Annotated in this window: 12 protein-coding genes; 3 read left to right on the top strand and 9 right to left on the bottom strand. The window is 40.5% G+C overall.

Annotated elements, in window-relative coordinates; translation table 11 throughout:
* The first annotated feature begins 8 nt into the window (after positions 1-8).
* Positions 9-1,382, top strand: a complete 1,374-nt coding sequence (locus QRD02_RS00850; protein WP_290253003.1) for a DUF5689 domain-containing protein — start codon at positions 9-11, stop codon at positions 1,380-1,382.
* Positions 1,383-1,478: 96 nt separating this feature from the next.
* The gene (locus QRD02_RS00845) at positions 1,479-1,967 is read left to right on the top strand and encodes a GNAT family N-acetyltransferase (RefSeq protein ID WP_290253002.1); all 489 of its coding nucleotides are present in this window, start codon (positions 1,479-1,481) and stop codon (positions 1,965-1,967) included.
* Between the two features lie 80 nt (positions 1,968-2,047).
* Here QRD02_RS00845 and QRD02_RS00840 read toward each other — a convergent pair whose 3' ends face one another.
* The 3 genes from QRD02_RS00840 to QRD02_RS00830 all read right to left on the bottom strand — a co-directional run bounded on the left by QRD02_RS00840 (position 2,048) and on the right by QRD02_RS00830 (position 7,713).
* On the bottom strand, positions 2,048-3,940 hold the full coding sequence (locus QRD02_RS00840; protein WP_290253001.1) for an OmpA family protein: 1,893 nt from the start codon (positions 3,938-3,940) through the stop codon (positions 2,048-2,050).
* 23 nt (positions 3,941-3,963) lie between these two features.
* Positions 3,964-4,881, bottom strand: coding sequence for a PorP/SprF family type IX secretion system membrane protein (locus QRD02_RS00835; RefSeq protein ID WP_290253000.1), 918 nt, complete (start codon positions 4,879-4,881; stop codon positions 3,964-3,966).
* A 111-nt stretch (positions 4,882-4,992) separates the two neighbouring features.
* Positions 4,993-7,713 (bottom strand): T9SS type B sorting domain-containing protein, encoded by a 2,721-nt coding sequence (locus QRD02_RS00830; RefSeq protein WP_290252999.1) that lies wholly within the window; start codon positions 7,711-7,713, stop codon positions 4,993-4,995.
* A 297-nt stretch (positions 7,714-8,010) separates the two neighbouring features.
* On the opposite strand from QRD02_RS00830, the gene hflX reads away from it, so the two are divergent.
* A complete protein-coding gene (hflX, locus tag QRD02_RS00825) occupies positions 8,011-9,222 on the top strand; it encodes a GTPase HflX (protein ID WP_290252998.1) in 1,212 nt (403 codons plus the stop codon).
* Between the two features lie 221 nt (positions 9,223-9,443).
* Here the strand turns inward: hflX and QRD02_RS00820 are convergent, their stop codons facing one another.
* From QRD02_RS00820 to QRD02_RS00795, 6 genes are all read right to left on the bottom strand, one after another.
* Entirely contained in the window at positions 9,444-10,370 is a 927-nt protein-coding gene (locus QRD02_RS00820) for a DUF3078 domain-containing protein (RefSeq protein ID WP_290252997.1), read from the bottom strand.
* Positions 10,371-10,466: 96 nt separating this feature from the next.
* Positions 10,467-10,973: a DUF2480 family protein gene (locus QRD02_RS00815; RefSeq protein WP_290252996.1), complete on the bottom strand. Its 507-nt coding sequence runs from the start codon at positions 10,971-10,973 to the stop codon at positions 10,467-10,469.
* 103 nt (positions 10,974-11,076) lie between these two features.
* Positions 11,077-11,406: an SUF system Fe-S cluster assembly protein gene (locus tag QRD02_RS00810; protein WP_290252995.1), complete on the bottom strand. Its 330-nt coding sequence runs from the start codon at positions 11,404-11,406 to the stop codon at positions 11,077-11,079.
* A 12-nt stretch (positions 11,407-11,418) separates the two neighbouring features.
* Positions 11,419-11,838, bottom strand: a complete 420-nt coding sequence (locus tag QRD02_RS00805; RefSeq protein ID WP_290252994.1) for a SufE family protein — start codon at positions 11,836-11,838, stop codon at positions 11,419-11,421.
* 10 nt (positions 11,839-11,848) lie between these two features.
* The gene (locus QRD02_RS00800; RefSeq protein ID WP_290252993.1) at positions 11,849-12,289 is read right to left on the bottom strand and encodes an META domain-containing protein; all 441 of its coding nucleotides are present in this window, start codon (positions 12,287-12,289) and stop codon (positions 11,849-11,851) included.
* Positions 12,290-12,346: 57 nt separating this feature from the next.
* Positions 12,347-13,564 (bottom strand): aminotransferase class V-fold PLP-dependent enzyme, encoded by a 1,218-nt coding sequence (locus QRD02_RS00795; RefSeq protein ID WP_290252992.1) that lies wholly within the window; start codon positions 13,562-13,564, stop codon positions 12,347-12,349.
* Positions 13,565-13,610 lie beyond the last annotated feature (46 nt).

The raw sequence follows: 13,610 nt of genomic DNA, 5'->3' as shown, positions 1-13,610 counted from the left end.
TAATACAGATGAAAAAATATAAAAACATTAAGCTTCTAAGTTTCCTATTCTTTTTAGGAATAATGGTAACATCCTGCGTTCAGGATGATGATTACAACGTGCCAGAAATAAACGCCCAAGAACCAAATGTTGACGTGAATACGGACATCGCCACGGTTAAAGCAATGTATAATGGTTTTGAACCGGTGGAAATTGAGGCCGGCGACGGTTCCGAAAGAGAACTTTGGATAGAAGGCTACGTGGTTTCCAGTGATGAAACCGGCAACTTTTACAAATCATTGGTAATTCAAGATGCACCCGAGAATCCAACCGCTGGGGTTGCTATCTCTACTAATTCCACTGATTTATACACAAAGTTTGAGCCGGGGCGCAAGATATATTTCAAAGTAAGCGGCCTATTTATAGGTGAATACGCCGGGCTACCAACCATAGGAGTGCAGGATGGCGATGAGGTAGGTAGAATTGATGCCCTTGAATTTGATGATAGAATTCTGCGTTCACTTGAAAGTGTTGATTTGGTTCCCACCGTTATTTCCATTCCTGAGGCAAATAACCCAGCTAGATTAAATACCTTGGTAAAATTTGAAAACGTACAGTTTCCAACAGGTCTTGCAGGAATTGAGCACTACGGAAATCTAAACAATACATTTGGTGTAAATAGAAGTGTAGAAAATTGCGAAGGTCAAACCGTCATTTTAAGAACAAGTGGATTCGCAGATTTCAAAAACCTTACGCTTCCAGAGGGCAATGGCTCACTGACTGCGGTTTTGAGCATTTTTAACAGTGACGTTCAGTTATTCATTCGCGATGTAACTGATGTTGATATGAATGGCGAACGCTGTAGTAACGGTGGTCCAGGCGATGCAGTTGAACTTCCTTTTTCCCAAAATTTTGAAGGCCAATCTGCAGGTACAGGAATGAGTGTGAATATTGAGGGCTGGACAAACGTAAACGTAAACGCCGGCACCCGTCTTTGGGAAGTTCGTGAGTTCGATAACAATAAATATGCACAAACCTCAGCTTTCAATAGTAATGAAAACCCTTATGAGGTTTGGCTAGTTACTCCCGGATTAATTTTGCCAAACGGTTCCTCCCCAACCCTAACCTTTGAAACAAACGACGGATTTAACAACGGAACCGCCTTGACCGTGAAAATTTCTACAAACTTTACGGGCGATGTTAATGCTGCAACGTGGACAAATCTTAATGCAACTATCTCCAGCGGAAATACTAGTGGCTATGGCGATGAGTTTACCCCATCCGGAAATGTGGACCTTTCGGCCTATGCCGGGCAGGTTGTTTATATTGCCTATCAATATTTAGGCGGTTCAAACGGAACAACTACTACTTACCAAATTGATAATGTTTCAGTAGTTGAATAATTTGGAAATTTAAAATTTTAGATAGACCGCTTCCATTTTGGAGGCGGTTTTTTTATTACTTTACCTTTAATTTTTTAACTGAAACTACCACTCTATATGTTTTCTGAAAGATTAAGTTTTCGGCATTATGCCACGGAAGATTTTAATGATTATTTTAAATTGGTGAGCAGCGCCGATGTCATGAAAATGATTACGGGCCGGCCACTAACCGAAGGTGAAACCCGTGAACGGTTCGATAAAATGATGGAAGTGAATCGTGAAAATGTAAACCTTGGCCATTATAAAGTAAGTATTCGAGAGAATGGTGCTTTTGTGGGACATTCCAAACTGGTAATGACCGAAAAAAACGAAGCCGAAATTGGCTATGTGCTAATGCCAGAATTTTGGAGAAAAGGTTTTGGCGAAGAAATTGCCAAAACTCTAATTCTGCGTGCGAGGAAAATTTCTGAAATAGCAACTTTGATCGCGATTATTGATCCCGAAAATCAGGCTTCCCAACGAATTCTTGAAAAACAGGGGTTTCATTGGGATTCTGACGGCGATTATTTTGGATTGCCCGCGGCCAATTATAAAATGAAATTATAATGAATAAAAAAACCCTCACAAATTTTGATTGCTCAAAAATGCAAGGGCCTTTTCGCTGGTTGGTTCTCCAGTTATAACCTTTATTTTTTCACTACGATAAAGTCTGAACGTCTGTTTTGTTGATGCTGCGCTTCCGAACAGTTTTCACCACAAGTCACGGATGGTCTGCTTTCGCCGAAACCTTCCCCGCTAATTCTGTCCTTCGCAATTCCTTTTGAAATAACATATTGCACGGTACTTTTTGCACGTCTTTCTGAAAGATCCATATTATATGCGTCAGTGCCTCGATTGTCCGTATGGCCTTCAACTTTTATTTCCATCTCTGGGTTTTTCTTCATCAATTCCACCAATTTATCAAGCTCAAATGCTGCTTGCGGCTTGATATTATGTTTATCAAAATCGAAAAGAATTGGATTTAATTTTACCAAATTCCCATCTACGATAGCATCAATCGGTCTAAGTGCGATTCGGATACTTTTTTGACCTTCCTTAAAAGAATCGACCGTTTCGGCATTGCTTTCATAACCCTCTTTAAAGGCTTGAACTACGTGATCTTGGTTACAGGCCGCTGTAATTGAGCCTATGCCGTTGGTACTTGTGGTTTGGCTTTTTAACTTGTTTTCAAGCGCATCAAAAAGGTCCAATCTTGCACTGGGTATCGGTTCGTCATTGGTTGTATCCACAACTATCACGTTTATAGTGACATCACAAATATCAATTTTTCTGATTTTGTAAATATCATCACTGCCCATTCCACCTTTTCGGTTTGAGGAAACGTATCCTTCCATTGTCACCGGATTATAGGAAAATGCAAAATCATCTTCGCTGCTGTTTACGCCCAACCCGAGGTTTTTTACCGCTCCGAAACCGTCGGCGTTGGCTTCCGCCGCAAAAACGTCCAAACCGCCCATTCCTAAATGTGCATCGCTACAGAAATATAGGGTGCCATTGGCATCAACGTATGGAAATCCTTCCTTTCCTTCGGTGTTTATTTTGTCGCCTAAATTTACCGGCGTTCCAAAAGTTCCGTCTTTTGAAATGGAAACTTTATAAATGTCAGCCTTTCCTATGCCACCGGGACGATCGCTTGTGAAATAAAGCGTGTTTCCGTCCGGGCTTAAAGCAGGGTGGCTGGTGGAATATTGATGATCATTGAAAGGCACTGGTTGAATATTAACCCATTCCCCATTTACATTTTCTGCGTAATATATATTCAGTTCGTTGATGCCTTCTTCGCTCTTTTTATATTTTCCGTTGAAGAAATCATTTCTGTCAAAATACATACGTTTGCCGTCTGCGGTTATTGCCACAGTACTTTCGTGATATTTAGTATTCACGTCACCCTTCAGCAGTACTTCATTTTTTTCTACTCCGCCAATTATTGAAGCTTTATATATATCCAAAAACGGTTCTTCGTTCCAGCCGTATTTTTTACGGGTTGTATTTCTGGCGGAAGTAAAATAGAACTCATTGCCCATAACCGTTCCTCCGAAATCTGAATATTTGGAATTTAGGGCATCTAGGTTTGTGGCAGTATATTGCTGCGCATTTTCATCGATAATTTTAGGAAGATAATCTGGGTTCTCCATAAATGCTACGGCTCGTGAATCTGTTGGCGCCATTTCCGCAAACTGTTTCATATATGTATTGTATTCTTCAAATTTGCCGTTCGCCTTTAAGGATTGGGCAAAATTGTAAACCGTTTCCGGATTCACGTTTTTGCTTTTAACCACTCTTTTATAATAGGTTTCGGCCTTTTTAGTGTCATTAATAAAGTAATAACTGTTTCCCAAACGTTCGAAAACATACGTGCTGCCTTCACCTTTTTTGAGCAGTTTTTGATATGCCTCGGCGGCATCGGTATATTGAAGACGGTCGTAATATTGATCGGCCTTTTTGGTTTTACTGTTTTGTGCGGTAACCATGGTGGTGCTGACCGCTATGAGTAAAAGGAATGTATATATCTTGTTCATCTTAAATGAAATTAGGTTGGTTATTAGAAGAATCTTGGCGAGCGTAAAACGCGTGGTTTGAAGAACACATCAAACGTGAGCACTACTTCGTGTGACGCTGGCCCTACCGTTTTTAGGTCGGAGGTTACGTGGTCATAAGCATAGCCCACGCGGATATTCGGGGTAATTTGAAACCCAACCAAACCGCTGAAGGAATCATCCAATCTGTACGATGCGCCCAGTTCAAACCTGTCATACATTAATGCATTTAAGTTTACGTCAAAAGATACCGGGGCATCAAAGGCCGATTTCACCATTGCGGAAGGTTTCAGTTTAAAGCTTTCGGAAACTTGGAAAACGTAGCCCGCTGTTGCGAAATAGTGGTTTGTTTCCGAGCCGTATTTGATTCCGTTTTCATCCAAATGAACTGATTGCAACATATTTGGAACCGATAGTCCCACATAGAATTTTTCGCCGTAAAGAAATGCACCCGCACCAATATTTGGATAGGTATTATTTATATTTTCTGAGAAAAATGGGTCGTTGGGGTCTTGCAAGTCCAAATTTGCGAGGCCTACTTCGTGAAAGGTGGCGCCGGCTTTCAAACCCAATGCAAGTTTTGTTGTGCCTCCCAATTGAAGGGTGTATGAGAAATCTGCATAAACGTTGGTTTCACTCACGGGGCCCAATTCATCCTTGATTGCAGAAAGGCCCAAACCTATTTTATCAGTAATGGGTGAATCTGCCGAAAAAGTGAAGGTTATCGGGTTGCCCTCCATCCCAGACCATTGGTTTCTATAGAGTGCCGTTAATGACAAACTCTCCTTAGATCCCGCATAGGCGGGGTTAATTACGTTCATATTGTACATGTATTGGGTGTACTGCGGGTCTTGTTGCGCGTGGGTTTCCTGAAAGAACAGCACTGCCATCAATACTAATAAGCTATATATATGTTTTTTCATCTGTATATGATATTTTATAGAGTTGAAAATGGAATGTCCGGGTAATTCATTTTCGCTAAATCGGTAAACTGAATTTGGATATTTCATTTTGATAAAAAGTATTTAATGGGTTTAGTTTGCTTTCTGGTTAAGATAAATCCAACCCGTGGCCTGAGCGCCATAAACGGTATCATTCCCTGCAAGATCAATTACATAAAAATAGGTTCCTGTGGGCAGCTCGTTTCCATCACTGGTTTGCCCACTCCATTGGTTGGTGTAATTGTTCGCTTCATAAACCTGTGTGCCCAGTCTATTGAAAATTTGAAGTTTATTGATTCCCGTTCTGTCATGAAGAAAGGAAAGATCCAAAGTATCATTAAAGCCGTCCCCGTTTGGAGAAAGTCCTTCGGAAATTACACAATTTCCGACAGCATATAAATTGATGTCAACTGAATCCGTACCGGAACACCCGCCAATAGCGATAACAACTGTGTAGGTCTGCGTTCCCATGGTGCCCGGTTGTATCATAAAATTCAGGGTGCTATCGGTTTCTCCATTCAAAATGGTTCCGTTCAAAAACCATTGATAGGTGGCACCTTCCTCTATTGTTGTTGCAGTAAGGATTTGCGGTTCGTTTGCGCAGGTTAGAAAATCATCGCCCAAGGTTACTTCTAAATCGTCTCTATAATTTACCGTTACGCTATCCGTTGCCGTACAGCTGCCCACAGTTGCGGTTACCGAATAAGTTCCTATTTCTGTAATTATTAATGTGGAATTGGTTTCCCCAGCAATAATATTTCCATCAAGGCTCCACTGGTATATTGCTTCGGAATTGGGATTGCCAAGAGTTGCCTCTAAAATAACTTCTGAATCAAAACAGGTTTGGAAATCTTCGTTCACGCTAACGTTAATATTACCCAGCCCCACAATAATGCTATCCGTTGTTGTGCAGGAATTTACAGTAACTTCTACCACATAGGTGCCTGGCTGGCTGATATCCAAAGTTGGGTTTGTTTCATCTGCTATAATCGCTCCGTTTAATTTCCATTGGTAGGTCGCTATTGTTGGATCATAATCTATAGCTTCTGCAGTAAGGATTTCGGTCATCTCGAAGCAGGATGTAAAATCATCGCCCAGAGAAACTTGAAGATCATTTGGAGCGATGGATGCTTCATCCGTGGCAATACAGCTGCCCACGCTCACATTTACTTTATAGACACCGAACTCTGTAGCGGTAAGGGTTTGATTGGTCTCCCCTGCAAGTACAACGCCGTCCAAGCTCCATTCATACGAAGCAAGGTTTGGGTCGTAATCGGTTGCTTCAGCCGTTAGAATTACCGGCTCAACAAAGCAAGTAGTAATATCATCTCCCAAAGAAACTTGTATCTGTTCCTGCGAAATAGTTACTTCATCCGTACCCAAACATCCACCTACGGAAACCGATACACTATAAATTCCGTATTGGGTCGCGTTAAGAGTTGGGGACGTTTCTCCGGCCAGAATAATGCCGTCCAAACTCCATTCATAAGTTGCGTCGGCAGGATTATAATTTGAAGGAGAGGCATCCAAAACAAAGGGTTCATAAAAACAGGTTTCAACATTTGCTCCCAAATCTATCAAAGGAAGTTCGTTAAAGTTGATAACCACCGAAGCAATAATGGTACAGGTGCCAATGGTAACTTCAACAGTATACGTTCCCGAAGTGGAGACGGTTATGGTTTGTGTAGTTTCGCCCGTGTTCCATAAAAAAGTTGCTTCTGCTGGGTTTCCATCAATAATTTCGGCAGTAATATCATAGCTTTCGGTCTCACAAAGTTCTTGGTCGTCGCCCAAGTCCACTGTAAATGAACCTATTTGCGTTACGGTAACCTCATCGGTTTCGGTAACGACATCGCCATTACAATTTGTATAAACAGCCTGTGCTGTATATGTTGTTGATTGGTCTGTAGGGCATACGTTAATTGTGGGATCGGTTCCAATTACTGTTCCGGAGGCATCCAGCCAGGAAAAGGCAACGTTGGAAACGCCGTTGGGAGTAAACCGCCAAGCTTCGTTGGAGGCACTCCAATCTCCAGTATTTCTTCCTGGAGCGGTGTATCCCAAAGTTCCGTTTTGGTTTTGGATACCCAGCACGGCATTGCCGTCATTCCATGAGCAACCATTAGGCCTGTCTTGAACGTAAACCTCAACCACATTGGTAGTTTCGTAAATAACCACTTGGGAGGTTAAGGAAAGATTATTACAATCAAAATATGGAATATCGGGAAAATTAACCACCATTGTTCTACAGGGTGATTCTCCAAATACAGTCCAATTAATTTGTCCCGAACCACCAATGGAAGGATCTACATCCATATATGGCCCAAAAATAGTTGTGAAAAATAAATTGGGATTTGGAATGGATTCACTAAAGTCCCATTCGCATGAAGTATTTGGGATATTGTTCGCCAAATCAAAAGAAACAACTGCGTTTGAGCCTATAACCATTTGTGAATAGGTTTCGCCAAAAAAGCAAAATTCAAAAGGCAGTTGTATGGCATCAGACCAGCGGTCGTCTATATTTACAGAAACCGGCGTTCCTCCCGTAAAGGGAAAAGGCGGATCATAAGGTATAGAAGAAACGGCATAGCTGGTAGTTTCACCAGTATTGAGAAAGGAAGCTGTAAGGTTTGTACATGGTTCACAATCCAATTCAACATCGGTCCCGGCATTTACGTTTGGACATCCAGGGCCCTGCGCAAATGCGGAAAATGAAAGAAGCAAAAAAGTTAGAAAGGTGAAGGCGTGCTGTTTAAAGTTGCGTTTTAAAAAATGGTGACAACTTTGTAAATAGAGGGGTAATTTTTTATTCATAAAGTTTTTGTTGATGGTTATCTAAAATAGCTGCGTTAACTTTTAATTAACATCGAAATATATAAAATTTCAGCGATATGTTCCAAAATCAAAAACGATTAACCTTTTTTGAAATCGCATATTTTAGCGAATGTTATGGGATAATAGATTGAAACGTTGGCGGGTACATACTTATAAATAAATAATGCAGTGCCCTATATTTTCCACGGTATTTTAAAGTCGAAAGTTTGTTAATTGCATGTAAACTTCAAAAATAGCTTTCATTGTGTTTTGTACATTTGTGACTTAACTATACATATGATAGAGCAAACGGACATTTCATACGAAAAAACAATACTGGTTGGGTTGGTCACAAAATTCCAAGATGAGGAAAAGTCGGAAGAATACCTTGATGAGCTCGAATTTTTGGCATACACCGCTGGCGGAGAGGTACTGAAACGCTTCACCCAAAAAATGGATGTTCCAAATCCAAAAACCTTCATTGGCACCGGAAAACTCGAAGATGTAAAAAATTATGTTGAAGAACATGGCGTGGGGGTCGTAATTTTTGATGATGAACTTTCGCCCGCGCAACAGAAAAATATTCAACGTGAATTGGAATGCAAAGTGTTGGACCGCACTAACTTAATTCTGGATATATTTGCTCAGCGCGCCCAAACCAGTTACGCCCGAACTCAGGTAGAACTTGCACAGTACCAATATTTACTTCCCCGACTTGCTGGAATGTGGACCCACTTGGAACGTCAGCGTGGGGGTATTGGTATGCGTGGCCCTGGGGAAACCGAAATTGAAACAGATAGACGTATTGTACGCGACCGAATTGCACTGCTCAAGGATAAATTGAAAAAAATTGATCGGCAAATGGAGGTTCAGCGAGGCAATCGGGGCGCACTAGTTCGGGTGGCTCTCGTTGGGTATACAAACGTGGGAAAATCTACATTGATGAATGTAATAAGCAAAAGTGATGTTTTTGCGGAAAATAAATTGTTTGCTACCCTTGATACTACCGTACGTAAGGTAGTTATTGGAAATCTTCCCTTTTTATTGACGGACACAGTAGGGTTTATTCGAAAATTACCCACTCAATTGGTGGAATCATTTAAAAGCACTTTGGATGAAGTTCGGGAAGCAGATTTATTATTACACGTAGTGGATATTAGTCATCCATCCTTTGAACACCATATTGATTCTGTTGATAAAATCCTAGAGGAAATTGGCAGTGCGGACAAACCGACTGTTATGGTTTTCAATAAAATTGACGCTTACCAACCAGAAGAAATTGAAGAGGATGATTTGATGACTGAAAAAACCAAGGCCCATTACACCTTAGAGGAATGGAAACAAACATGGATGGCTAAACTTAACGGCGATGCTATTTTCATTTCTGCGCTGAATAGGGAAAATTTTAATGAATTCCGAAAGTTGGTTTACGACAAAGTTCGGGAAATACATACTACCCGATTTCCGTACAACAATTTCCTGTACGACGAATATACTGACGAGGACTAATCTATTTTAATCCCTCCGCATAAAACTTGAGTGGCGTTCCAAAGCAATTCCCAAAGACATAATTATAAAGGCCTGTACAATTGACATAGTCACTCGAGAGCGGTGGCGCGCTTGCGCTTAAATTCAGGATCACCGTGAATTAATCGCAACTATTATATATACCATAAAAAAACCTGTGATTTAAAAAATCTCACAGGTCTTTAAATTTTTAGATTATTATTTTAGAATCCGTATGTCAAGCCCACGCCCAAAGCTTCCCGAATTTGGAATCCCTGTACGGCATTGTCATCATAGATAGCCTGAAAGGTTACATTGGTGGTTATATATTTATTCACGTTCATTACCAGATTAAAAGTATAGTCAATATCAACATTTTGAGGATCCTCTAAATAGTTGGAATATAGATTTAAAATATTCTCTGCGGATATGTTGGCCATGATATTGAATTTGGCATAGGCCGAAACGGAAGCACCAAACTCAAAACGGCTGGTTTTGTTGGCATCAACCCCAAAATATTTGTTTTTGTTGTAAGCGTCCAAAGCTCCGGGAACGGTTTCGTCAACAGCCGTAAATTCCTTATCTACAAGAATAAATTTTGCCGTTGCGGGTGAGATATTCACGTACAGATTATCATTCTTTTTCCACAGAAGACCCGGTCCAAACTGAATATATGCAGGTGAAAGAAAATGAGTTGTTTCAGTACGATAACCTTCATCATTCGGAGTTAGATCTTCATTGAATTCGTAACCCGGCGCAAATTGGGTTTTAAAGTTTAAAAATAAGGATGCGTACCAGTTGCTTTCTTTTATTTGTCTTCCCAAAATTGAATTGAACTCCAGCCGGTCGTTGGTCTTGCGGGAATATTTATCATCCCTATTTTTTGTTATTCCATATTCCCCGATCAATCGGTTGTCCCATGAAATTTTATCGCGCCGATAGTTGAAATCATAAGAAAGTGAAAGGTTTCCCGAATAGTTTGAAGTGCCGCCACCGGTCCATTCGTGGTTAAAGGCAGCTTGGTTGAACAACAACGAAATGTTTCCGCTTCGTGTCCAACCATTTTGGATAGAATCTTTTGGAGTTTCTTCCTGGGCTGAAATTAGCATCGGTGCAGCGAAAAGTACTGCAAGAAGTAGAAGTTTTTTCATTTTTTAAACGGGATTAGTTTTTATCAAAAATAGGTAGTATTTCAATTAAATGGATGGATTTCGCCAAAATCAATGCTTGTAATAATGTCTTACCAATCATCTTTTTTTGTACAGTGGCACCGAGGAACAGGCCTCGCCATACATTATGCTTTTTGCAAGGGGCTGTAGTTTTTGCGCCAAAAGTACATAAGCATTCTGCGGAATGGGTTTGTGGGCACAACCTTTTATAATAACCGGTTTATTTTCAAATTCTGAAAGGTCCAAATTCTGAAGCAATTCAGCAAAAAGAACGCTTTCCAATTCTTCCAAAGTACCAACGGTCACTTTTTTTGCGAAAGGTGCTAAATGGAGCGATAAAAGTAAATATGCCCACCCCGGAACAATGGCATCGGTACTGCAATGGAGCGCAACAAATTTATCTTCATACTGACGCCAATCGTGCGCAACGGCGTTTTCACGAAAATCCTTTTCCCGTAGCACAATGCCTTCCAACAGCCATTGCGAAATGTCAAAGAAAATCCTTTCGCCTTTGGGATAAATCTGCTCCAAATCGAAGGTCATCAATTTACTGTTCGCTACGCGATTTATAATTTCTTCGGACACTTGTTTTTTGGGTTGTTTTTTAAAATTAGGACTTAGGTGTTGAGAGTTAGGTAGTATTCAAGTTTTGCTTTAAGATTGAAACCCACAGCAATTGGTTTCCCTCTTAAAGCATCCCCAATTCCAGCTTGGCTGCATCGCTCATTAAATCTTGGCTCCACGGCGGATCGAAGGTTATTTCCACTTCGGCATCCGTAACCATTTTCATTGATTTCACCTTTTCCTCAACTTCCAGTGGCAAACTTTCGGCAACGGGGCAATTCGGTGTTGTTAGGGTCATCAATATTTTCACCTCGCGATCTTCGTTAATAAATACATCATATATAAGTCCGAGCTCGTAAATATCTACGGGAATTTCCGGATCATAAATGGTTTTTATTACCTCTATTATTTTTTCGCCAAGTTCGGCCATGTCTATTTCGGTTTCTGCTTCCATTTTTATTGTTTTTTAAAGTTGTGTTTGGTATGCCAAGGCATATAATTTCATTTGCTTTATCATTGAAACCAATCCGTTTGCGCGGGTGGGCGAGAGGTGTTCCTTCAGGCCAATTTCATCAATAAAATCTGTTTTCGCATTGAGTATGGCCTGTGGTTTTTGGTTTGAAAATGCTCGTACCAAAATTGCAACTATACCTTTGGTGATGATAGCGTCACTGTCCGCCGTATACACTATTTTCCCATCCCTCATTTCAGAATGTAGCCACACCTTGCTCTGGCAGCCTTTTATGAGCTTATCATCGGTTTTTAAATTTTGATCAATCAAGGGAAGTGATTTGCCGAGCTCTATCATATATTCGTACCGCTGCATCCAGTCGTCGAACATGGAGAATTCATCAATCAACTCTTCTTGTATTACTTCAATTGACATATTTGGTTTTTTAATTACCCGCCTCCTTTTTTGCGCTCAGCAACACGCTTCGGTCGTTCTTCGAATAAAGGGTAAGGACATTGTTCTCCAAAGCATACGAACCAGTGTTGTTCAGGGCGTCTAAAAAATCTCGTTCCGTTTTCATAATTTCTTTTTCTTCACAATACATTTCGGTTACGGCCAGCTTTTCAAAATTAATGGCATATAAATCCAAGGTATAATTGCCGAAAATGCTGTTGCATCCTGTGGTTCCTTTGAAAGAATTATCGATGGCGGATAGTGAAAAGGTCGGATTTTTTTTAATGTCTAATTTTTTACCATTCATTGCGGTAACTGTGTAATTGCCGGTTAGCTGAACGTTTCCTGCAACGTCAATCACTTTTTTGGTTTCGTCACAACTTGTGAAAATTATACTGAAAATGAGAATAGATAATGTGGCCAGTAATTTCATTGTGTTTTATTTAGAATTAATTTCTTCAAAGTTCAAATTTTAGGTGAACGAGTGGGTTCAGCTTAACATCATTTTAGCTTTTTTGACAGCATTCACCAAAGCATCCACTTCTTCCAAGGTGTTGTAAAAAGCGAAGGATGCGCGTACCGTGCCCGGAATTTTGTAAAAATCCATTATGGGTTGGGCACAATGATGTCCTGTGCGAACGGCAATGCCGAGTTTATCCACAATTGTTCCAATATCATACGGGTGAATTCCTTCAATATTAAAGGAAACAACCGAAGTTTTATCGGGGCCCGTACCGTAAATTTTAAGGCCTTCAATTTCCAATAGTTTTTCAGTAGCATATTTCAAAAGTTCATTTTCGTATGCCTCAATTGCTTCAAAACCAATTGCATTTAAATAATCAATTGCGGCACCAAAGGCAATGCCGCCACAAATATTTGGGGTGCCGGCCTCAAATTTATGCGGTAGGGTTGCATAAGTTGTTTTTTCGAAAGTTACTTCGGCAATCATTTCGCCGCCGCCTTGGTAGGGTGGAAGCAGGTTGCCCCAATCCTCTTTCATATATAGAATGCCCACGCCCGTTGGCCCGCACATTTTGTGGGCAGAGGTTACGTAGAAATCTACATCCAACTTTTGAAAATCTGGTTTAATGTGCGAACAAGCCTGTGCGCCGTCAATAAGTACGGCCGCTCCTACTTTGTGTGCTTTGTCTATAATTTCTGCGATAGGGTTTATGGTGCCCAATGCGTTGGAAATATGATTAACGAAAACCAATTTCGTTTTTTCCGAAAGCAATTTCTCATATTCCGAAAAAACCAATATGCCTTCCTCGTTCATCGGAATCACTTTTAAAATGGCACCCGAACGTTCACAAAGCATTTGCCATGGCACGATATTACTGTGGTGCTCCATTGCCGAAACCAGAATTTCATCGTCTTTTTTTAAAATTCCCGAAAATCCGTTCGCTACCAAATTTATTCCGTGGGTTGTGCCTGCGGTAAAAATAATTTCATAGGACTGCTTCGCGTTGAAGTGAGTTTGTATTTTTTTTCGCGCAGCTTCATATGCATCCGTGGCTTCTTGCGAAAGAGTATGTACACCACGGTGAATGTTTGCGTTGTAATTGCTGTAATAATCCACAATACAATCAATAACCTGTTGCGGTTTTTGCGAAGTTGCGGCATTGTCCAAATACACCAACGGATGGCCATTTACCTTTCGGGAAAGGATTGGGAAATCGTTACGTATTTTTTGGATGTTGAGGGACATTTTTAAATATATAGATTTGAAATTCGAGTTTAGTTTATACTACGAA

This window comes from Aequorivita aurantiaca (assembly GCF_030410135.1).
Classification (GTDB): Bacteria; Bacteroidota; Bacteroidia; order Flavobacteriales; family Flavobacteriaceae; genus Aequorivita; species Aequorivita aurantiaca.
The sequence above is the reverse complement of the archived record's forward strand: the minus strand, read 5'-3'. Positions and strand labels throughout refer to the sequence as shown.